Genomic DNA, 21,649 nt, shown 5'->3' on the forward strand with positions numbered 1-21,649 from the left:
GGGTCCTGTCCTTGGGGTCGGGGCGGCCCGGCGGCCGTACGCTCCCGGGAGAACGTACGCGGCGCCGGGCACGGTTCACGCCGACCAGTCCACGTTCGGCAGCGCGAGCGGAGCCCCCGGGTTCAGGTGGAGGTACCAGTCCTCGCCCGGGGTGCCGTACTCGGCTCCCGCGGACGCGGCCAGCGCGCGCACGGCCGCCGCGAGGGCCGCTGCCTGCTCCAGCTCCAACCGGGCGCGCTCCGCCGTCCGGTCGGGGCCCAGGAGGTCGAGCTCCTCGCGCGCCCGGCGGAGGTCCGCCATGGCCCGGGCGAGCTGCGTGCGCCCGTCCGCCCGGCCGGGGTCGGCCTGTTCCAACTCCCGTGCGATGTCGTGCATCCGCTCTCCGTAGTGGGTGAGGTTGGTCTCCACCGCCTCGCGCATGTCCGCCTCCAGCTGGTCGGGCCGGGTTGCGCTGCGCAGCGTGAGGTGCTGGCCCTGGGGGTCGCCCGCCAGGACGACCGGCGCGGAGCTGCCCGAGCCGTCGCCCTCCACGGTGATCCGGAGCAGGGTGTGCTCCGCGCCGTCCCCGTGGAAGCGGACGTACGAGGTGTCGTCCACCACCAGCCGCAGCGTGCTGCCGGCCGCGGCGAGGCGGTCCCGTGCCTGCTCCACGGCCTGCGGGGCGGCGTAGAACTCCCTGGGCCGGCCCTCGCCGAGGGGCAGCGCGTACCGGTGGTCACCGGACACCGTGAAGGCGGGGTGGTCCACCGCGTGGAGCGGGCGGACCGGCAGGTAGGCCGGGAAGGACGCGGCGTCCCTGGCCGGACCGTTCAGCGCGAGCTCGTAGGGGTCCGCGCCGTTCGCGGCCGCCTCGATGCGTGCGTGCTCCGCCCGGCGGGTGGTGAGCGGGGTGGTGCCTCCCGTCTCGTACTCGGTCAGCTGGTAGGGGGCGAGCGGCCCGTCCTCCCCGGACGAGGCGGCCTCGTCGGAGTCCTGTATGGACGCGGCGTCGTCCCCGAAGATGTCCCCCGGGAAGTAACTGCTCGTGTCGCTCAGGGAAGTCGACGGGGAACCGGCGGCGTTCGGCGCCACGCCGATGTCGGCCAGGTCCGCCCCGTCGAAGTCGAAGCCGAGGTCGAAGTCGAGGCCGTCGAAGTCGAGGCCGAAGTCGGCGTCGCCGTCATCGTGGGACTGCTGGACCGCCGTGACGTCCGGGGTCTCGACCTCGGCTTCGGCCTTGGCCTTCCCCTTGCCGTCCTGCGGGTCGCCGAGCTTGCCCGAGAGGATCCTCACCCGGCTTTCGCCGATGCGCCGGAAGTGCGAGCGGACGGTCTCCGGACTGGCGAACCTCGCGGCGAGTTCCCCGTACATCCGCTCGTACTCAGGGTCGAAGGCGAACCGGAGCGGGCGTACGGGCTCGCCCGACTCGTCCACGGCCAGGCGCGGGCCGCCACGCAGGGGGTACGTGGTGTTCGGGGACTCCTGGCCGTCGGAGGGGAAGAAGCTCTGGTTGAAGGAGGGCTTGCCGGTGCGGGCCCGGTCCTCGATCGCATCGTCGCCCGGCCGGCGTTCCCCGGTGCTGCTGGCGCGGGACTCCCGGGAGTCGTGGGAGTCCTCGGACGTGACCGAGGCGGTGTCGTCCTCCTGGGGCGCCGGCGCGTTGTCCGCCGCGGGATCCGTGAGGCCCGGGGGGACGTATCCGAGGGGGTTCCAGATCAGGTCGCCGCGGCGGACGTACTGGCTGTAGGTCGTGTAGGAGGAGTAGTCGGCCTGGTAGTACTGGTGGAACTCGTGGAAGAGCCCGATGATGGCCCGGGTGTCGGCATCGGTCAGTTCCGCGAGCCGGCGCCCGGTGCCGTCGTTGACGATCACGGGCTTGCCGTCGATCTTCAGGGCGGCCTCGGCGAGCCACTGGAAGGCGTGGTCGAGGTTGGCCTCCGCCTTCTTGGCGTGCTTGCCGCGGTAGTAGAAGCCCAGCGGGTCCGAGTCGACCATCATGACGGCGGCCCTGAACGAGCGGGCGTCCGCCTCCGAGTCGCCCCACAGGTACCGGTACTTGCCCATGAGCTCCACGGCGCCCCGGTGTTCGGGCTCTTGGTCGTGCTGCTCCTTGCCCTTCCCGTACATCGCCTTCGAGTTCATCTTCTCGATGTCGTGGAACAGGATCGCCTTGACGATGGCGTCGACGGGGACCGTCCGGTCCGGGGCGTCGGCATCGAGGGAGGCGAGCTTGAGGTACTGGCCCACGACCATCTGGGCGTGCTCGAAGAACGTGTACCCCTCGCTCGCGCATATCTGGCCGTACCGGAGCGCCAGTTCGGGGTAGTCCCGCGTCAGGCGGTCGATCATCCGGTACGTCGGGTTCCCGTTCCGCCAGAGTTCGGTGATCTTCTTTCCGGCCCGGATCTGCAGTTGGACGTCCTCGTCGCGGTTCTTGCCCATCTCGTGGAAGTCGTGCGGGAACGGGGTGTCCGTCAGGTTCCGGTCGGCCAGGACCGCTTTGGCCTGGAGGGAGAGGATGTGGGCGATCTCCGCGTGGGAGGCCCAGGTCAGGACCGTCTCCTTCATGAAGCGCTCGACCGATTCCGTGTCGTGGCCCGGTTTCTCGATGTCGTGGTCGAGGTTCCTGAGCTCGGGGGCGAGAGCCGGGTCCTGTTCGAAGGCCTCGCCGTGGTTCTTCAGGAACTCCTTCAGCTGAACGAGACGGCGGTCGTAGGAGGCTGGCGTCGTCTCGTCCAGGAGGGGGTGCGGCATGCGCTCGGAGGGAAGCTGCTGGAACTGCCGCCAGGTCACGTAGTGCGTGCGCAGCTCGTTGGAGATCCGCTTCAGCTGGCCCGGATTGTTGCGGTGCTTCTTGCCGTCCAGCCACGGGTTGTGCTCGGCCAGGAGCTGGCGGCTCTCCACGTCCGGGATGTCGAGTCGGCGGCGCAGCTCGTTCACGTGGGCCACGCGGCCGTGCTTCGAGAACCGTGCGTCCGCGTGGTCCGGGCTGAAGCCGTCCGCGTCCTGGTAGTACGTGATCAGCGAGTGCGGCAGGATGCTCTCGCGCAGCAGCGTGAGGTGCTCCCCGCGGATGCCGAACTGGTTGCGGTCGCCGGGCTGGTCGGTGTTGATCGTGCGGCCGGCATTGGGGGCGGGACCGTCGGGCAGCGGATCCGGCGCGGAATTCGGCGTCTGCGCGGCGTGCTTCAGGGGGTACTGGTCCTTGTCCCGCGCGATCTCGGGTTCGGGCACCGCGAGGTGCGAGGCGTCACCGCGGAAGACGTCACCGGGCGCGTTCACATCCTCCTCGGGGAGGGAGGTCGTGGTGATCTCGCGGTAGACGTCCATCGGTACCAAGTAGGACCGGATGAGGGGCTTGAAGACCGCGGGGTCGTCGGCCTTGTACTTCATGGCCCAGGCGATGGCCCGCCCGGGGGTGCCGACACCCGTCCAGATGACGGTGTCCTCGTCCTTGCCCGTGCTGATGACGATCCGGCCGGTGTCGGGGTCCTGCTGGATGTCCTTGAACTCGGCGGACGTGGCCCGCCCCGGCGCGGTCGGATCGATCGTGAGTGCCACCTCGCTGACCACCGTGGTGTAGAAGCGCACGAACGGCTTTCCGTCGACCAGCTCGACCTCCACCTCCCCGCGGTGGATGAACTGCGGCTGCCGGAAGACGTACTGCTTCTTGCCGCTGTCGTACACCAGGATGGAGTCGAGGGGGCGGCTCGGACCCGGATAGCTCACGCCGGGGATGCCGATGACGGGCGTCGCGGGCTGCGGCGGCCGGGACGGTCCCTGGCCGGATCCGACGAGGGCCCTCGGGCTCACCTCGCGGAGCGTCACCTTCGTCCGGCCGGACTCGATCCGCTCCAGCGAAACGACCTCGAAGCGGGCGTCGGGCGCGAACACCACGCGGCCCTCACCGAGGATCTGCCCGGCGTCGCGGGCGGTCAGCGGGAGCACCTCGAAGACCACGTTGTGGTCCGGCCCGGACCGGTGCCGCGGTCCGGCCTGCCAGTCGGCGTCCGGCGCCAGCAACTGGTCGAGCGGCAGCGCGGTGTGCTCGGTGCCGCGGTTCTCGGCCTGCTGCCGCAGAGCCTTCACCTCGGTGAGGTTGAGCATGGTGCTGTGCCGTACGGGCTCCTGGTGGCGCGGCAGGGCCTGCTGGCCGTTCCTGACGGCCGTCGCGGTGGGATGGCCCGGCTGCGCGGCTTCGCCGCGCAGGGTCGCGTTGCCTCTGGCGTGGCCGATGGCCAGCGCCAGGTCCAGTACCTGGACCCGGCTGCCGCCGAGCCGGTCGAGGAGCTTCGCCGCGTCGGTGACGTACGGATCGTACTCGTCGCGGACCTCGGGGGTCCGGAGCTGCGTGCTGATCGTGCTCCGGCGACGCAGATCGGCCTTGGGTACCTCGGGGGCGGTGGGGGCCTCGTCGATCGCGCGTCCCCGTGAGGTGACGACGAAGTCGGCCATCTCGGCCGCCGCCGGGAGGTTCTCCGCGTCCGCGGCCGACCGGATGCTCAACCTGAGCGCCTGGACGATGGCGTTGGCGCGCTCGGTGCCGGTCCTCTCCGCGGCCGGGGCGAACCAGTGGTTGCCACCGGCGTTGACCTGGATCCGGAGCTTGTCCTCCTGCTGGAGATGACGGCGCTTGAGCTCGGGGAGCAGCTCCTGGACGAACCTGTGCAGCTGGGGCCCGTCGGCCGGGTCGAGCGTCTTGCCGCCCTTCTTGAACGACACGGTCAGCTCATGGGACTTGGACGGCTCGCCGGCCATGCTCACCGAGATGGAGACGGAGTCGGCGTCGTCCCGGGTGCCGGGCGGGGTTGCGGCTCCTTCTGCCCCTTCTGCTCCTTCTGGCCCCTCTGCCGTGTCGGTGTTGGTGCCGAATTTGACGGCGCCGGGGTGTTGGCTGCCGGGTTGGGTGGTGGGTGTGAGGTCGTTGTCGGTGTGGGTGGCCGTGTGGGCAGGGGTGTGGTCGGGGTGGCCGGTGTCGGTGTACTCGTGCCACGCGGCGTTGTCGGTGAGGATGGTGGGCTTGCCGTCGGGGGTGATGCCGATGTGTTGTGCGGTGACGAGCTGTCCGGTGGGGGTGTACCAGACGGGGGCGTTGGCGGCGAGCGCGGTGAGGGTGTCGGGGGCGGGTGTGGTGCTGCCGTCGGCCCGGTGTTGCCACAGGCCGCTCATGACGGTCTTGAGGGTGGCTTCGTTGAGGGGTGTGGCGAGGTCGCAGGCGGTGAACTGGATCCGGTCGACGCCGTCGAGCTTGCCGGTGTCGTGGGCGGTGATGAGGGCTCTGAGGACGGTGTGGGCGTCGGGCGGGCCGTTCGGGCCGGTGTGCATGCCGACGATGAACACGCCGGTTCGAGGCGGCAGTTGCTGAAGTGCGTTGATCTGGGCGGGGCTGAGCTCGCCGACGGTGATCCCGGCGGGAATGTGACGTACGGGCGCCAGATGGGCGGCGAACGTCTCCATGCCCGAGGTCAGATCGTCCGCGATCTGATCCGTGGACCGCTGCCAGAACGCCGGGGTGTCGCCCTCGGCGCCCAGCAGGGCCGGGGTGAATCCCTGGTCGAGCAGGAAGCGCTGGGCCAGGATCCGCACGTCAGCGGTGATCCCGGTGCCGGGCTGCGACGGACCCGTCAGTCCCTCGAACTGCTGGAGCCGCTGCACGACGCCGGCGATGGCCAGCAGCCGCTCCCGGTCCCCGGAGGCCTGGGCGACGGCCGTGTAGTAGTCGTCGAAGATCCCGTCGAGGTCCCGCTGTACGACGTCCACCTCCGGTGCGTCCTCGTCCTCGTCGCGCATCCAGGGCGAGGGCCCCTCGGGCTCCGCGGGCGGTTCGCCCCCCTCGATCCTCCGACGGAGCTCCAGATAGGAGTCGGCGTGGATCCGCTGCCAGTCGCGACTGCGGCTCGGCTGCCCGTCCAACACCTCACGGACCAACTGGGGCACCCCGTCCGGGGAGTCGGCGCCGTCCAGGAGCACCGGCCAGGACTGCTCTGGCAGCACCTGCGAGAGGCGGCGCCCCGCGCTCTGCGGGACCGGGCCCTGCAACAGGAGATCGACGGGGCCCGACAGCGTCTCGCGGGGTTCGAGCCCGAAGGCGACCTCGTCCGGGAACCTCCCTCCCGGCATGGCCGTACGGAGTTCACCCTCGGTCAGGGGCGCCAGCGAGCGGAACCTGCTCCAGTTGTCGGAGTAGTCCAGCGCGTCGTTGCGGAGCACGGCCCGCCCGAATTCGTCGGCCGCCCTCATGATCTCGTGGAGGGAGTGGTGGTGGACCGGAAGCATGTCCGCCAGCAGGGCGAGCCGTACCAGCTGGTAGTCGACCTGAAGGCCCCACTTCTGGCTCATCTTGTGGACCGCTTCGAGCACGAAGTACGTCGTGTTGGAGGTACCGGCGCTCAGCAGTCCGCCGGACTCCTGGGCGGTCGCCTGCCCCCAGCTCACCATCTGGATCGCACGGTGGTTCTCGCCGGGGAGCCACGCGAGCCGGCCGTCCTCCAGCGCGTGGCGACGCTCGCGTTCGCTCAGCGGCGGCACCACCTCGTCCGCACGCAGGTCGGTCCGGACCAACTGCTTCACTTCGGCTTCGTACGCGTCGCGCTCCGGGCCCGGCGCCATCGCGTCGAGCTGCTTCTGCATCGCGTCGCGGCGCTGGGCCACGTCGGGTGAAACCTGCCTGTCCCACTCCTGCTTGAGGATCGGGGGGACGGTCTTCTTGAAACCCACCAGCTTCTTGAGCACATCGCCGTGCACGGCGATCCCGAGCAGGTGCATCTGCTCGCGGAGGTTGCCCTCCCTGACGACCCGCTCCAACTCGGCGAGGTCCCTGCCGACGGACCCGCTCCCGGTCGCGGCATCGGTACCCAGCGCACGGCGCATGTCGTCGGTTCCGGCCTTGTCCCAGAGGGCCTGGACCAGCTGCTGCACCTGCCGCTGCACCGGCTCCAGCCCGGCGATGTACTCGCCCAGTGGGCGCTCGGCCTCCCGGGAGGCCTCCGCGTAGTTGATCCGCAACGCGAGCCGCGCCATGGGGCTGTTCACATTCACATCCGGGTTGGCGTGCAACGCCTGCTCCAGCCGCGTCAGCATCGCCAGCGGCAGACCGACCAGATCGGCCTCCGTCCGGGCCTGCCACGGCTGGAGCGTGCCGCCCTCGGCGAACACGCCCGTGACGCTCACGTGCGTCAGGTCGTCCTTGCCGACAAGCAGCCGGCCGTCACCCGTATCGACGGCCCGGCCGGTGGGAACGGTCACCTCCAGCAGGGTCTGCCCCCCGGCCGAGGGGCGCTGCGCCGTCAGCGTGGCCCAGGGCTTGCCCCCGGTGCGCAGGAACGCGTCGGACTGGCCCGCCACCTTGTCCACGGAGTGCGGGAGCACCAGATAGGCCGTGGTCACCTCGGCGGTACGGGGACCCAGCCCGGACAGCTCCGCCCGCCAGTCGGCGGCCTCCTCGGACTCGGCGACGTCGGAGTCGGCATCGGCGTTCTCGGGGGTCCGCTCGCCGGCGGTGGCGTCGCCGGTCGGCGGAACCCCGGCGTCGGCCTTGGGCTCCGTAGTCGGGGGAGTCACGGTCGCCGCGTTCGCGGGCGCATCACCGCTCACCGTGGCGACGTCGGGGGCCTGCTCGGTCGCCCGGGACCGGACGCGGGTGAACGTAGCCATGCCCATGGCCAGGTCCTCGGCGATCCGCTTCTCCATCCGCCGCCAGAACTTCGGGGCGTCGGCGCCGGCCGGCAGCAGCGACGGGGTGTAGCCCAGGTCCAGCAGCAGGCGCTGGGCCAGGAACCGGCCGTCTGCCGTCATCCGGGTCTGCGACGACGGCCCGAAGTCCCCGACCTTCTGGAGCTGCTTGAGCACCTTGGCGACGGCCGTCAGCCGAGCCCTGTCCCCGGAGGCGGCGGCCACGCTCCGGTGATAGCCGTCGAAGATCGCGTCGAGCTCTGCTCGTACGCCGGTCGCGGGCTCCACGGGCGGCCCGTCGCCCTCGATCCGGGCGAGGAGCTTCAGGTAGGAGTCGGTGTTCAGCGTCTGCCAGTCGCCGCCGCGGCCGTCCAGCACCTCCCCGAGCAGGGTGGTCGTCCGATCGTCGGGGCTGGTCAGCAACGCCGGCCAGGACGTCTCGGGCAGCACGCGCGCCAGCGGACCGCCCGCGGGCTCCGACCCCTGCGGCGGCCCGGACGTGAGACGGGCGAACGTCGCCATGCCCATGGCCAGGTCGTAGGTGATCTGGTCCGCCGTGCCGTCCTGCCAGTAGTCCGCGGTGTAGGCGTCGTCGGGCAGCAGCGAGGGGGAGTAGCCGTTGTCCAGCAGGAGGCGCTGGGCCAGGAACCGGACGTCGGCCGTGGTCGAGGGATCCAGATCCTCGGTCGTCTGGAGCAACTGGACCGTCTCGGCGATGGTCGTCAGCCGCGCCACGTCGTCCTTGGCGGAGGGCATGGAGTCGTTGTAGTGATCGAAGGCGGAGTTGATGCCTCCGATGGTTTCGGCGCCGAGCGCGGAGGTCGGACCGGTGTCCTCGATCCGGGCGCGCAGCTGCAGATAGGAGTCGGTGTTCAGCGTCCGCCAGTCGCCGCTGCGCCCGTCCAGCACCTCCCCGAGCAGGGTGGTCAGGCGGTCGTCGGGGTTCTCCAGCAGCGTCGGCCAGGACTCCTCGGGCAGCACCCGCGACAGGGGACCCGGCTTCGCCGTATCGGTGTCGGTGCCGAACTTGACGGCGGCGGGGTGTTGGCTGCCGCGGTGTGCGGGGGGTGTGGGGTCGTTGCCCGGAACGGTCCAGGAGCCGGGGCCGTTGTTGTCGTGGAGGACGGAGCCGGATTCGGTGACGTTCTCGATGGCTTCGAGGTACTGCCGGGGGAAGGTGCCGTCGGGGAGGGCGGATTCGGCCATGACGCCCGACGCGTCGGCCTGCTCGGGGGTGTGCCGGAACAACGACCGGGCGTCGTGGTAGCGGTCGGGCAGACCGGCGTAGTGCAGCAGCTCGTGCAGCAGCATGGCGTCGTCGCGCGCCGCCACTGCCGGGTCCGCGTCGTCGCCGTGCAGCCGGAAGTGCAGCTGGTCGGAGTTCCGGCCGGGTCCGGCGTCCTGGCTCACCGTGATCCAGTCGCGTCCCAAGGCGCCGTCCTGCGGTACGGGCGTGGGAACGAGCCGGACCTCCATGTGCAGCTGGTCCTTGGTACGGGGCAGCGCGAAGCCGAGGTTCACATGGGCGTCGAGGAGGCCCTGCATCCGGTCCCGCAGGGCGGCGACCTCGGCCGCGGTGTACGAACCGTCGGTGGCCACGGGCAGGGTGACCTGGACCAGCCGTACCGATCCGCCCGGCCCGCCGTCCTGCGCGGGGACGTTGAAGCGCTGTACGTCGGCGTTGATACGGGTGGCCCGGCCGTCCAGCAGACCGCCGCCGCGGCGGCGTCGGTCCGCGGTGCCGGAGTACGGCCCGGGGTCGTCCGGATCGGCCGCGGGGTCGAAGCGCTCGGTACGGATACGGGCGGGCGGGGGCACGTCCTCGCGGCCCGGGGTCCACTTCCAGTCGGACCACTGCTCGGGGGTGACCGGCCGGTCCGCCGGAGGCACCAGTACGGGCTCCTTGCGCCCCGGCTGCGAGTGCGGGGAGTTCTCGGGCACCGCGGGACTGCTGCCCTGGCGCTCGCGCTTGGGGTCCACCATGTCGGTGTCTTCGTCGCTGTCGCCGCCGCGGCGGCGCTTGGAGACCGGGTTGGCTTCGGCCATCTCTACGTCGCGGTCGCGGTTGATGAGGGACGCGTGGTACTCGGCGGCCCGCTCGTCCGGGAACTTCCCGTCGACGGCCACGTGGGCGCGCAGCTCCGCCTCGGTCAGCGGCCCGAGGGCGCGGTAGTGCCCCCAGTCGGGGGCGTCCTGGGGCCCGGGGACGGGCATCTGCACTTCCTCGACTGCGGCCCAGTGGCCGAAGACGGCGGACCCCGCCATGACCTCGGGTACGGAGTGGTGCCCCTGGCCGACGAAGGTGGCGATCAGGGCCAGCCGCAGTGCCTGGTGGTCCACGGCCATCGACCACTGATCGGCCATCAACTGGGCGTACTGGTGGAAGTAGAAGGCGGACCCGGACGTGCCGGTCATGACCAGACGGCCGTGCTCCTCACTGGTGAGCTGGAGCGGCGCGTTCATCTTGAGTTCCAGTTTGGCCGCGCCCGGTATCCACTTCAGGGAGCCTTGGCGGTCCAGGGCCTTCAGCTGCTCCGTATCGCTCAGCCCCGGCGTGATCCCGTCGGGCCTGAGGTCCGTGCGCAGGGTCCGGGCCAGCGCGGACCACTCCTGATAGGTGCTCTGGTACTCCGGTGTATTTGTTCGCCCGGCCTTGCTCATCCCTGTGACCTGGGAGTCGAGCGTGCGGAACCTGGTGTACTCGGGCCGCTCCTGCCGGCTGGGGCGCTCGTCCCTGATCGCCCTCGGGTATCTGGCCGGGTGGTTGAGCGCAGTCGGCAGTACCAGGGTGGAGATGGCGTGGAAGACCAGGGTCATCCGCTCGCGCAGATTGCCCTCGCGGACGACGCGGCGCAGCTCGGGCTCCTTGTTGCCCACGACTCCGGGCATGGAGGCCTCGTTGCTGCCGAGCGACCCCCGCTTGTCCGGCGGGAGGTACCGCCAGATCGTCTGCGCCAGGGTCTGCGCGACCTGCTTGACGTCGTCCCGGTCGGCCAGGTAGTCGGCGAGCCGCCGCTCGTACGTCTGCGATTCCTCCATGTAGCGAATCCGTACCCGGTCCTCGATCGAGGCGTCCGGCGCGTTGGAGCGGCTGGATCCGCCCGGCTCCGTGCCGAACTTGACGGCGTCGGGATGCTGGTCGGCGGTCGCGGGGGTGCGGACCTGCGCGTGGACGGCGCCGTCGGGGATGTCGCTGGTACGGGTGTCGGTGTGGTCGGGGGTGTGGTCCGGGCCGCCGGTGTCGGAGTACTCGTGCCAGGCGGCGCCCTCGGTGAGGACGGTCGGCTTGCCGTCGGGCGTGATGCCGATGTGATGGGCGGTGACGAGCGCGCTGTCGGAGCCGGTCGTGGGGACGACCCAGACGGGGCCGTCGGCGGCGACGGCCTTGAGGGTGTCGGGGGTGGCAGCGGTCTCGCCGGTGGCCCGGTGCTTCCACAGGCCGCTCATGACGGTCTTGACGGTGGCCTCGTTGACGGCCGCGGCCAGGTTGCAGGCGGTGAACTGGATCTGGGTGATCCCGTCGAGCCCGCCGCTGTCGTGGGTGTCGATGAGCGCCTTGAGGGTGGTCGCGGCGTCGGGCGCACCGTGGGGGCCGGTGTGCATGCCGACGACGAACACGCCCGGTCGGGCGGGCAGTTGCTGGAGGGCCTTGAGCTGCGCGGCGCTCAGGTCGCCGATGGCGATGCCGGCGGGGATGACGGTGGGGACGACGGCGGAGATGACGGGGGCGGGCACGTCCGGCCCCGGGGGCGTGTCGTCGCTGCCGTCACCGTCACCGCCACGGCCCGGCGGAGGGGTGTCCGGCCGCTCGGGGGTGGTGGTGGAGGCGGTGGTGGTGGCGCCGTCGTCGGCGCCGGCGGTGTGGGGGGAGGCGTCGGAGTCGGTGCTCCAGGAGTCCGTGGACGCCGACTCGACGACGACGGCGGTCAGCGGCGTGTGGGCGGTTGCCGGGGTGACGACGTCGACGGTGCGTTCCGGGCCCTCGCGCAGGACCGGCCCGGCGGTCGCCGTGGAGGTCTGCCCCTCGCCCGCGGGCTGCTGCCGGATGCCCTCGGAGGTGAAGGGGTTGTCGCCGCCCTCGGTCCGCAGGAAGGCCGGCCGCGTGAGGTCCTCGTCCGCGAGGGAATCGTAGTCGGATACGCTGGAATCGTCGTCGTCCACGATCAGCATGTCGTACTCGGGCTCGGAGGAAACGGTCTCCGGCGTAGTTGTGGTCCCGTTGTCGGAGTCGGCCCCGAACAGCGGGTGGTCGGCGAACTCCTCGCTGAAGGGCCGGTCGGGGGTGACGGTGGGCAGGTCGAACCCGTTGCCGGTGTCGCTCTCGGTGGCGACGTCGAGTACGTCGTCCAGCGACCCGGCGGTCGGGACGTCCGCGGCGTGCGGCGAGTCGGAGAAGAACGGGGTACCGGTGAAGGGGTTGGAGAAGACCCACTTGACCATGGCCTTCATTTCGGCGGTGACGCTGGGGTCCTGGACCTGGGAGGTGGGGCGGGGCACCGGCCAGGGCGCGGGGTTGCCGGTCATGTTCGCGACGAACGAGGCGATGTTGATCGGGTGGAGCAGGCCGAAGTACTTGTTGTCGTTGGGGTTCTCGGAGTACTGGTGCTTGAGGACCCAGTCCTGGTATTTGACCATGACGGGTTCGAACATCCGGTGCAGACCGCTGCCGAGCAGGCTCATCGACACGCCGGCGGCGAACGGCCCGCCACTGACCTCGAACGTCCCGTCCCCGAAGACCACGTTGTAGAAGCCCTCGCTGAGCATCTCGTGGGTGCCTTCTTGCAGGGTCGACGCGATGGCGCCGCCCAGCTGGTACAGGGGGTTGCCCTGCAGCGGGTTCTCCTGGAACAGGACCCGCTGGAAGAAGCCCTTGTGCTCGGAACGGTTGAAGAGGTTCGGCATCGCCTCCGCGAGGTTCCGCAGCGGCTGGACGCTCGCCAGATCGCCGAGGGCCTTGGTCAGGGACTCGGAGAGATCGCTGTGGTCGGCGCCGAGACGGACCCACTTGCGGGCCAGCATGTCGCCGAACTCCCGGCCGGCGGCCTTCATTTCCGCCTTCAGCGCCGCTTCGGCACCCTCGACCGCCAGGTGCTTGGCGAAGATGTCGCCCATCTTGTCGGCGAACGCATCCGCGATGGTGCCCTCGCCGAACCGCAGGAAGCCGGTCTGCAGCTGCCGGTTGACACTGCCGAGGAGATCGCCGACCTCGTTGGAGAAGTCCTGCCGCGCCTGCTTGGTGGCCAGCAGGGACTCCAGTCGCGGCGGCACCTCGACGTCGGCCTGGCGGCCGGCGCTCCCGGCCGCCCCGGAGCCCTTCGAGGCCGACCCCGCCGACTGGGTGGGGGCGGCGTCCGACGCGCCGGCGCCGACCGGCTTGGCCGTGGCGGGGGCATCGGGCCGGCCGGCCGAACCGGCCGAACCGGGCGTGCCGGCCGAACCGGGCGTGCCGGCCGAACCGGGCGTGCCGGGCGCCGTGCCGGCCGCCGTGCCGGGGGCGTCCGCCCGGGCGGCGGGGGGCGTGGTGACGGCGTCGCCCGCGGTCTCCGTGCGTACCGGGGGCGCCGGAGCGTCGTCCGGGACCTTGTTCACGGGCGTCTTCGCCGGCAGCTCCGGCTTGTCGATCGGCTTGGGGACGTCCGGCTTGGCTCCCGCGCCCGCTGCGCCGCCCGGCACGTCCTTCCCGCTCTTCGAGGCACCGTTGCCGGGGGTCTTGTCGAGCGTCTTGTTGATCTTGTCGTCGGCCTTGCCCTTGAGCGCGTCGTCCACCCGGCGGCTGAGGATCGAGGCCGGGCTGCGGCCGCCCAGGAGCCTTCCGAGCAGCTTGCCGCCGTAGTGGAAGACGATCTCCAGCGGGCCGCCGACCAGACCGGTCAGCGCACCCTGCTTGACGGAGTCGATCATCGACTCCATGTTCCACTCCTTGGTGTGGCCCGCGCCGAGCTGGTACAGCTGGATCACCAGGTCGCGGAAGATGCCGCCCGTGATGCCGATGAAGGTCTGGCTGACGATCGTGCTGAGCAGCCACATGAAGAGGCCCTTGATGCCCTCACGGGTCATCGCGAACATCGCCGACACGGGTCCCCACACCGAACCGAAGGTGAAGACGGAGAAGAGTGTGGCGAACAGGATCTGCGCCAGCAGCTCCACCAGCTGCAGGATCGCCATGATCTTCGTGTACTCGACCTGGTTGGCGACCTTCAGGGCCACATCGGAGAGCTGCTGAGCGAGCTCCGCCGTCTGCTCCAGCTGGTTCGCGCCCGCCGTCTGGCCCGTCAGGTCGTTCATCGACACGACGAACGAGCTGGCCGCCTCGCCGCGGAAGTCGCCCTTGACGATCGGAATGAGCTCCAACACGTAACCGGAGAGCGTCGTGAGGTCCTTCGCGATGTCGGCGTAGTGCTCCGACACCCGCCGCATGAGGTCCTCGTCGGCCTGGGGCCACTCCATGCCCGTCACGAATCCGAGGAAGTCGGCGATTCCCTTGGGCGGATTGATGGACATGGCGTGGTGGTCCTCCGGTCGGGCGGGTGGCTGTGCCCGATGGAACGGAGACGGCCACCCGCACGGTTCAGAAGGTCTCCACGTGCTGCCCGGCCTCGTCGTCCGCGTTGTTCATCGTGTCGACGGTGTCGTTGCCGGCGCTCACCACCGTGCCCAGCTTCTTCCGGATGTACGCGATGGTCTCGGTCAGGTTCTCGGTGGGCTTGTCGACCTGCTGGTGGTAGACAGTGCCGATCTCGTCCTGGCCGGCCGACTCCTTGTTGATCCGGTTGATCTCGACGATCTTCAGGTTGAGGTCGGTCAGACACCGCTGATAGTCGTCGTAGTAGCTGAACTTGGTCTTGAGATCGCTCAGCACCCTGAGGTCCCGATCGTCAGCCATTGAAGACCTCCTGCTTCCCGGTGGGGATCCGGCTCTCCGACTCGGCCGCGAACTCCTCCTGCTTCTTGTGGTGTTCGGACCTCGTGCGCGCGGCCTCCTCCTCGGCGGCGAACTCCTCCTGCTTGGCGGCCTTCGCCTCCTCGCTCGCCTCTTCCAGGCCGAAGGAGGAGCCCATCGCGCGCAGCGGCTTCATCAGCTCGTCCAGGTCGTCGGGCATGCCGCTCAGGCCGGTGACCATGCGCAGGTGCTCGCCGAAGTTGTCGAAGCCCTTGATCCGCTCGATGACCTCGGCGCCCATCGTGGCCCGGGCGTCGTTGAGTACGGTGACCAGCGCGGCGGACAGCTCGGCCGGTGCCATCGCCTGGTACGCCTTGGTGTGGAAGGTCATCGAGACGACCTGGCCCTGGGGGCCGACGGTGACCGACACCATGCGGTCCCTGGACGTGGCGGAGGCCGTCGCCGAGTCGAGTTCGCGCTTGGCGGCGAGCATCTGGTCCCGCTGCTCGTGCAGGGCCGACATCGCGTCCTTGATCTTGCCCTCGAAGTCGATGCTCATCGGTCACCTTTCGGATGGTTCGGTCGGGGTTGGTTGGGGTCGGTCAGTGTTCGGGACGGACGAGGGCCCATCAGCGGCCGATGACTCCGCTGACGGAGCCGGTGTCCGTGCCCCAGACCTCTTCGTCCTCGGTCAGCCAGGTGGTGCGCTGCCGGTCCTTGCCCTGGTTCGGCTGCCCACCGGCGGCGCCCGCGCCCGGGCTCATCGGCGGCATCATCGGAGACTGCGGCGGCGGCTGGCCCTGAAGGGCGTCCCGCTGCTGCTGGGCGGCGGCATTGGCCGCGGCCGCGGCCGGATTGCCCGACACGGAGGCGCCCCTCTGGGTCCCCCACTCGCCGATCCCGGTCATACCGCCGACGGTCGCCGCGGTGCCCTTGGGCTGCGCGCCGCCGACGAGACCGCCGGCGCCGCCACCACCACCGGAGCCGATGCCGTCCAGGCCCGGGAGCCTGCCGCTTCCCGAGGTGCCGCCGCTCTTGAACTCGAAGGCCGGGAGGCCGCCGGACTGAGTGTTGGGCTTGGGGATCGGACGCGAGCTGAGGGCGTGTTCGGCGTTCGTCAACAGCTGGTTCGTACGGCTGATCGCCTTGCCGTCGGCACCGACGACGATGCCGTCCTTGACGGTGGCTCCCTTGGGCAGGGTGTAGGGATTGCCGTTGGAGTCGAGCAGCGGTTTGCCGTTGGCGTCGACGACGGTGCCGTTCTCCAGGATCTTCGCCCCCTCGGGGAGCCGGATCTGGTCGTACGTGCCGCTGCCCGGCTGCAGCGGCCCCTGGGGCTGCCCGCCCGGAGGCACCTGGCCCACCTTGGCGCCGGGCGGCGCGATGACGGGCTTGCCGCCCGGGCCCAGGACCGGATTGCCCTTCGCGTCGTAGACCTTGCCGTCCTTGCCGATGCGGGACCCCGGCGGCACCAGCACCGGCCTGCCGTCGGGACCGAGGACCGGCTTGCCGTTCTTGTCGAGCAACGGCACGCCCGCGCCCGTCCCGGAACCGCTGCCGGGCTTGAGGCTGCCGGGGAGGCCGGTCGGAGGCTTGTTGCCCGGGCCGGCGCCCCCGCCGGTCTTGAGCTCGGGGGGCTTCTTCGGCCCGCCGGGGCCGCCGGCTCCTCCGCCCTTCCCGTCGAGGGGGTTCTTGCCGCCCTGGTTGAGGGGGTTGTTCTGGGGGTTGGGGGGCGGGGTCGGACCCGTGCCGCCGCCGGGCATGCTGATGTTGGGCTGGTAGACGCCCTCCCTGAGCGCGCCGCCGAGATTCGAGTACGCCGTGTCCAGCGGGTCGATGTACTTCTTCGCGGCCGCGTCCAGCTTCTCCAGGTTCCCCATCCAGAGCGCCTTCGCGGCGCTCTCGACCCCGTCGAGCCAGTAGGCATGGCTGATGTCGGACTTGTCGTTGTCGACGATCTTCCAGGTGTCCGGTTCGTAGCCGTACGTATCGCCGTAGTTGTAGGCCTTCCAGGTGACCTGGAGCTCCGCCTTGGACATGACTTTGTGGAACGCGTCGTGCAGCACGTTCAACCCATTGGCGTTGCGCGTCACGTACCACTCGCCGAAGGAGGTGTTCATGCCCGTGACGGCCTCCTTGAGCTTGTCCTTGGCCGTCGTGATCAACGCCGCGTAGTCGCTCGGCGCCGTGATGTCGAGCCTGACCTTGCTCATCTCCACGTGGATCACGTTCAGGAACTTCTTGAACGCGCCGGCCGCGCTGCCCTTCCACTCGTCGCCACCGGAGTCGACGGCGTCGCCCCATTTCTTGATGATCGGCAGCCATTCGTCGAACCAACCGACGATGCTCGTGACCTGGGCCGCCGCGTGCTCGAACGAGAGGGGGTTGACGACTTCGTTCTTGAAGGGCGAACCCACCAGCGGCGCGAGGTTCTTCTTGGGGTCGCTGAACCACAAGTTCCACTTGGATGTGGCGTTGTCGAACACGTTCTTCTTGTCGATGTTGAAACCCGCCACGAAGTGGACGGGGCTGACGACGTTCTGGCCGTTCCCGTCCTGCAGCGTCGCGAAGCCGGTCCAGAACACGTCGAACGTCTTGGACCAGTCCTGGGTCGGACTGACGTCCTTCATGACGCGGATGCCGTCGGTCGTGGTCCATCTGGCGGAACCAGGGCCCGCCACCGAATTGCGGTCCGCCAGCGAACCAGTGTCGGCCATGAAGACCTTGAGGGCTTCTTCCCAGTTCTTGCTCACCGGCATGATCGCGCGGAACTCCTGTCCGTGGGGCTGGGGATGTCTCGTCTACTTGGTCGGGGCCGAGGGTCCGGGGCTCGGCGTCTTGGCGCCCTGCTGGATCGAGTTGAGGATCTCCCACATCTCGGTGACGCTGACGGCGTCGTCGGAGGTGTTGTCGAGGATGAGCTTGATGGTCTTCAGGGTGAGGAAGCCGCTGTCGGCGACGCCGCGGAACACGCCCAGTCCGCTGAGCACTTGGGCGCACATCGTCTTGAACCCCTCCTGCACCTCCTTGGCGCTCTGCAGCTGACCCGTGTTGCCCGGAAGGATCTTGCCGTCGTCGCCGATGGCGTTTCCCTGCGCCCACTGGGTCAGGCCCGCGACGGCCGGGTCCTCCCCGAGGTCCTTGAGGAGGGCCTCGAACTTGGCCGCGAAGTTCAGGAGGGCGTCTTCGGTGATCTTGAAGGAGCCCTCGTCGTCCGAGTCTTCGTTGGGGGGGTTGGCCGCCATGCGCGCTCTCCTGTCTTCGGGTGGGCCGTGAGTGTTCGGCAGGAAGAACGGGGGCCCCGTGCCGACCGGTTCACCCCCGGTACGGGAAACCCGGCCCGCGCGCGAGCGCCGTCGGGCCGGGTCCGGGTGCGCGGATCAGCGCTGGAACAGGTAGGCGCTCTTGCGGTCGCCGTTGCGGATGATGCTGTGGGCGTCGGCCAGGAGGTCGGCCCCCTTGTCGAACTGGGAGGACAGGCTCGCGTCCAGGTTGTTGACCGCCTGCTTGAACTCGGCGAACTCCTTGGCGGCTTCACCGGTGAACTCGGACTTGATGGCGTCGAGGCGCTGCACGATGGTGTCGAGGGCGCCGTTCATGGACGCGGCGACCTGCTTCATCCGGTCGTTGGCGTCCTGGAGCGCGCCGTGCTTGATGTCCATGTCCATTTCGCTCATGGCGATTCCTTACGTCAGGGGGAGGGAGGGACTGCCGAAGACGGCGGCGTACGAGCGCCGGCCGGGGCCTACTTGCCGAGGATGTCGTAGACGTCGCCGGTCCAGAGGTCCATGTTCGAGTCCGCTTCGCCGGCGGTGTCCGTCATGACCCTGCTGGTGACGCCGACGGCTTCGAGGAGGTCCTTGTACTCGGCCATCACCGAGCGGTAGCCGCGCTGCCAGTTCTCGATCTTGGCGATGAACTTGGTGCCGGCCGTCGACACCATGCTCTGCGAGACCTGGCCCGCGATGTCCTCGGAATCCGTGTAGGCCCGCTCCATCGTCTGGAGGTGCCCCTCGAGTTCGTTGAGGGTCTGGGTGAGTACCGCTGATGAGACTTTGAGGTTTTCACCGGGGTTTTCGGGCACCTGATCTCCTTGGTCGGATCGTGTATGGCGTGGGGTTCCCGGCAGGGTGAACGGGGCGCCAGGGGCGCAGGGTTCACCTCCGGAGCAGCGCTCGCAGGGGCCGCTCAGCCACGGGGAACGGCGCCCGGGCACGGTGCGTCCCCGGATCCGGGGAGGGGCTCCACGAGGCCCGCCGAGGCCAGCGCTGCCGGGTCCAGTGCGGGCCCGGTCGGCAGCAGGGACAGGAGGCCGGAGGGCATGCCCGCCACCCCGGCGCCGCCGTAGCCCAGGGTCTTCACGGCCTCCGGCGAAGGCACCGCGTACTTCACGCCGTTGTCCGCCACCAGGTACGTCGCCCCGCCCGCGCCCGCTCCGGACAGCGCGCGCACCAGCGCCCCGCCACCGGGCCGTACGGAGATCCGGTCGGCCGTACCGCAGCCGAGCGCCACGCCCGGCTGGGGCGCGGGCGGCAGTCCCGCGACCGCCGCGGCCTCGACCACGGTCACCAGCGTGCGGGGCCCGCCCGGCGAGGGCTGCACCGCCGCGCACACGCTCTGCCCCGCCGCCGGTGCCACCAGCTTCGGCGGCGCCTCGGGCAGCCCGGAACCCGGCAGGGTCCCGGCCGGCGCCGCATGGGCGGCCAGATCGGCCGCGCCCACCACCACGGCGATCGCCGGCGCTCCCGCGTACGCCTCCCGCTGCGTGCGGGGGTCTCCGCGCAGCAGCTCGAAGAGGGTCTGGTCCAGCGGGGCCAGACCCTGCTGGGTCAGAACGTACGGCTCTCCGGCCGGGCCGGTGAACAACTGGCCGGTCCGGGTCTGCTGCCCGGCCAGCACGGGCCCGGCCGAACCGCGCCCGGAGATCTCGGGCGGTGCCAGATCGGGCCCGGCGGGCAGGGAGTTCAGGAAGGCCGGCGGTACGGCGAAGGGGGCGGTGGAGCCGTAGCCCAGCGCCGTTCCGGCGCCCGCGGCGACGTCGAGCCGCAGCCGTCTGCCCTGCCACAGCACGTGCCGGGCGCCGTCGGCGGTCCCCACCAGCAGGCCCTGCCCGGGCGCCAGGGCCTGGCCCGGCGAGCCGCTCCCGACGGCCACCGAGAGCAGCGGCGAGGCCTGGCCGGACGCGCCACGGCCGGGCAGCCCGCAGACCAGCCAGGACCCGTCGGTCAGACGGGACTTGGAGGGCAGGCCGTCCGGCGCGCCGACGATTCCGACCGGTCCGCCCCGCGGGGCCGCCTTGAGCGAGTTCAGGCCGACCTGGGAGACGGTCATCTTCTCCCCGGCCACCAGTCGGGCGCTGGCCTGGTTGAGCACGGGGCGCAGCTCCCCGCCGATGAACAGGTAGCGCGCGCCCGTCTCCTTCACCACCACCAGGGTGCCGGGTTTGGCCCAACCGGTCGCGCCGCCCGGCTTGATGGCCCCGTACAGGCCCATGACCAGGGCGATCACCATGGCGATGAACAGTCCGGTGCGGACCCCGCGGGTGGTCCGCCGGGTCGGGAGGTCCGGTGCGTCGGGTTCGCCGCGCAGCATGCCGGCCCCGAGTCTGCTCATCACGAACAGGTGCGCCTGTACCTGGTCGCGCCTGGACTGCATGTGAACTCCTCCGCAGATAAGGTCCTGTCAGGGCCGTGGCACGGCCAACTCCGGTCGAGTGCGCGCTCCGGCGCGCCGCCGGTCAGCCGCTGAGCCCGCGCACCCAGCCGAAGACACCGGCCACGCCCAGCGCGAGCGGGAGCAGGCTCAGCGCCAGCGCGCTGTGCAGCAGGTCGCCGGCCCGGCCCCAGTACGGCAGCATCCGCCGCCCCGGCACGGTCCACGAGGCGACGGCGAGTGCCGAGGCCACGGCCGTCAGCCCGGCCAGCAGCCCCAGGCGCCCGGCGGAGTCGAGCGTGACCGCCCACTGCTCGGTCAGCAGGGCCAGACCGTAGGCACCGGGCAGGACCAGTGCCAGCCGCTGCCACATGGAGCCCACCTCGCGGGCGTGCAGGATCAGCAGCAGGGACAGGGCGGCCGCCATGGCCGCGGGGACCCAGCCGGTAGCCGTGCCGACCAGGGTGAGGCAGCCGGTGCACAGTGCGCCGGTCACCACGTGGAAGGCGGTCAGGTACCCGTCGGCCACCGCGCTGCGGTCCAGTACGTCCTGCGCCGGGTACGGCTCGATGTCCTCCTGGAGCTCATCGGCGGTACGCGGGAGTGCCGGGAGCTTGAGGCCGGACAGCCGGAAGGCGAACCCGGGCAGGAACGCGCCGAACCCCACGACCAGCACGGCGAGCACCGCGGCCGTCTCCAAGGCCGTGAGCCCCGCCAGCGTGATGGCCCCGGCCACGACGCCGGTCACCGCCGTGATCAGCAGCCCGAGGAACAGCGGAGCCGAACAGGCCACGGCCGACAGCGCGAGGACCGCCGCGCCGGCCGCCGCCGAACTCCCGGCCAGCAGCCGGGCGGCCGTCGCATCACCGCTGCCCGTCGGCAGCAGCGCACCGGCCAGGGCGAGGTAGGGCACCGCCGCCGCGCCGAGCGCCGTACCGGCCCCGGCGTCGCCCACCGCCCGCGCGGCGCTGGCCGCACCCAGCAGCAGCAGTCCGCCGATCACACCGGCCGTGACCCCGCGCAGCGGCCCGATGTCACCGGACAGGGCCAGCAGGGCGAGTCCGCCCGCCAGCGCGGCCAGCGCGAGGCCCAGCGCCACGTGGTGGGTGAGCGCGGGGCGCCACGAGTCGCCGCGCTGCTCCAGGCCGACCGCGACACCGTCGATGAGGTCGTCGAAGTGGACCAGGGGCAGCGTTTCGCGGCGCAGCCGCAGGAACAACTGGTCGCCGTCCCGCAGTCCCAGGGCCTCCGCCGACCGCTCGTCGTCCAGGGGCTCCTCACCGAGCCGCTGGAGCACCCAGCCGCCCGCCTCTACGCCCTCCTCGTCGAGGTCGTCCCCGGCGTAGCCGATGATCGTCGGCAACAGGTCCGCCAGTGGTACGTCGCCCGGTACGGAGAGCTCCACCACCTTGTGCGGTCCGTGGAACCTCAACCGGCACAGTCCCGCCACCGCGCTACCGCTCACTG

General features: G+C 70.8%; 9 protein-coding genes. All 9 read right to left on the minus strand.

Annotation, left to right across the window (positions count from 1 at the left end; all coding sequences use genetic code 11):
- Window positions 1-75: 75 nt before the first annotated feature.
- The 9 genes from ACZ7GJ_RS06545 to eccD all read right to left on the minus strand — a co-directional run bounded on the left by ACZ7GJ_RS06545 (window position 76) and on the right by eccD (window position 21,647).
- Entirely contained in the window at window positions 76-14,151 is a 14,076-nt protein-coding gene (locus tag ACZ7GJ_RS06545; protein WP_470750040.1) for a WXG100-like domain-containing protein, read from the minus strand.
- A 67-nt stretch (window positions 14,152-14,218) separates the two neighbouring features.
- Window positions 14,219-14,533 carry a hypothetical protein gene (locus ACZ7GJ_RS06550; protein ID WP_470750041.1) on the minus strand — a complete coding sequence of 105 codons (315 nt, stop codon included), beginning with the start codon at window positions 14,531-14,533 and terminating at the stop codon, window positions 14,219-14,221.
- Entirely contained in the window at window positions 14,526-15,089 is a 564-nt protein-coding gene (locus tag ACZ7GJ_RS06555; RefSeq protein WP_470750042.1) for a YbaB/EbfC family nucleoid-associated protein, read from the minus strand. Before ACZ7GJ_RS06555 ends, ACZ7GJ_RS06550 begins: the two co-directional genes overlap by 8 nt.
- A 70-nt stretch (window positions 15,090-15,159) precedes the next feature.
- Window positions 15,160-17,289 carry a hypothetical protein gene (locus ACZ7GJ_RS06560; protein WP_470750043.1) on the minus strand — a complete coding sequence of 710 codons (2,130 nt, stop codon included), beginning with the start codon at window positions 17,287-17,289 and terminating at the stop codon, window positions 15,160-15,162.
- A 42-nt stretch (window positions 17,290-17,331) separates the two neighbouring features.
- The gene (locus ACZ7GJ_RS06565; RefSeq protein ID WP_470750044.1) at window positions 17,332-17,775 is read right to left on the minus strand and encodes a hypothetical protein; all 444 of its coding nucleotides are present in this window, start codon (window positions 17,773-17,775) and stop codon (window positions 17,332-17,334) included.
- A gap of 135 nt (window positions 17,776-17,910) precedes the next feature.
- Window positions 17,911-18,207 carry a WXG100 family type VII secretion target gene (locus tag ACZ7GJ_RS06570; RefSeq protein ID WP_470750045.1) on the minus strand — a complete coding sequence of 99 codons (297 nt, stop codon included), beginning with the start codon at window positions 18,205-18,207 and terminating at the stop codon, window positions 17,911-17,913.
- Between the two features lie 68 nt (window positions 18,208-18,275).
- Complete coding sequence (locus ACZ7GJ_RS06575; protein WP_470750046.1) at window positions 18,276-18,614, minus strand: hypothetical protein; 339 nt, start codon at window positions 18,612-18,614, stop codon at window positions 18,276-18,278.
- 104 nt (window positions 18,615-18,718) lie between these two features.
- Window positions 18,719-20,185 carry a type VII secretion protein EccB gene (gene eccB, locus ACZ7GJ_RS06580; RefSeq protein WP_470750047.1) on the minus strand — a complete coding sequence of 489 codons (1,467 nt, stop codon included), beginning with the start codon at window positions 20,183-20,185 and terminating at the stop codon, window positions 18,719-18,721.
- An 82-nt stretch (window positions 20,186-20,267) separates the two neighbouring features.
- Window positions 20,268-21,647 (minus strand): type VII secretion integral membrane protein EccD, encoded by a 1,380-nt coding sequence (gene eccD / locus ACZ7GJ_RS06585; RefSeq protein ID WP_470750048.1) that lies wholly within the window; start codon window positions 21,645-21,647, stop codon window positions 20,268-20,270.
- Window positions 21,648-21,649: the final 2 nt, after the last annotated feature.

The organism is Streptomyces sp. NPDC037242 (assembly GCF_055604165.1).

What these genes read in the sequence shown, in the direction of transcription:
- ACZ7GJ_RS06545 (WP_470750040.1), bottom strand. Translation starts at nt 14,151, where the DNA reads ATGTCCATCAATCCGCCCAAGGGAATCGCCGACTTCCTCGGATTCGTG.
- ACZ7GJ_RS06550 (WP_470750041.1), bottom strand. Translation starts at nt 14,533, where the DNA reads ATGGCTGACGATCGGGACCTCAGGGTGCTGAGCGATCTCAAGACCAAG.
- ACZ7GJ_RS06555 (WP_470750042.1), bottom strand. Translation starts at nt 15,089, where the DNA reads ATGAGCATCGACTTCGAGGGCAAGATCAAGGACGCGATGTCGGCCCTG.
- ACZ7GJ_RS06560 (WP_470750043.1), bottom strand. Translation starts at nt 17,289, where the DNA reads ATGCCGGTGAGCAAGAACTGGGAAGAAGCCCTCAAGGTCTTCATGGCC.
- ACZ7GJ_RS06565 (WP_470750044.1), bottom strand. Translation starts at nt 17,775, where the DNA reads ATGGCGGCCAACCCCCCCAACGAAGACTCGGACGACGAGGGCTCCTTC.
- ACZ7GJ_RS06570 (WP_470750045.1), bottom strand. Translation starts at nt 18,207, where the DNA reads ATGAGCGAAATGGACATGGACATCAAGCACGGCGCGCTCCAGGACGCC.
- eccB (WP_470750047.1), bottom strand. Translation starts at nt 20,185, where the DNA reads ATGCAGTCCAGGCGCGACCAGGTACAGGCGCACCTGTTCGTGATGAGC.